This is a genomic window from Bacillus sp. RB3 (assembly GCF_030164735.1).
Classification (GTDB): Bacteria; Bacillota; Bacilli; order Bacillales; family Bacillaceae_G; genus Bacillus_A; species Bacillus_A cereus.
In genome coordinates this window covers 1-390 of the sequence record NZ_JASNGE010000112.1, presented here as the reverse complement: position 1 = coordinate 390, position 390 = coordinate 1, and the positions used below count along the sequence as shown (strand labels likewise).

The window sequence follows — 390 nt, the reverse complement described above, 5'->3', positions numbered from 1 at the left end:
TCATTTATTGTTTCTAATTATGATTTATCAAGTTCTATACGCCTTATTCGTTTTCCAATGATGTTATTGGCTTACTTTTATGGCATTGTAGGTATTGTTAGTGGATTAATGCTCTTATTTGCTCATTTTGTTTCACTAACTTCCTATGGTTCACCATATGGATTGCCAATCGCGCCATTTCGGCTTCAAGAGTTAAAAGATTCTTTTGTAAGGTTTCCTATTTCGATGATTAGCACCCGCTCGAGTACTGGACAGCCGAAACAAGAAAAGAAAAAAGAAGGTGGTTCGCATGGGGAATCTTAAATTCAAAAATATAACTTTATTCGAATTTATTATTTTCATCCATTCGCTGCAACTTGCATCTGGTATGTTAATTATGCCAAGCCCACT

1 protein-coding gene and 1 pseudogene are annotated in these 390 nt (G+C 35.1%); both read left to right on the top strand.

Annotated features, from left to right (window positions below):
* Positions 1-303: spore germination protein (locus tag QO049_RS30570; RefSeq protein WP_284489826.1), on the top strand; the 303-nt coding region annotated here is incomplete at its 5' end.
* Positions 290-390: pseudogene (locus QO049_RS30565) on the top strand (GerAB/ArcD/ProY family transporter); the annotation flags it as partial. The gene QO049_RS30570 and the pseudogene QO049_RS30565, both read left to right, overlap by 14 nt.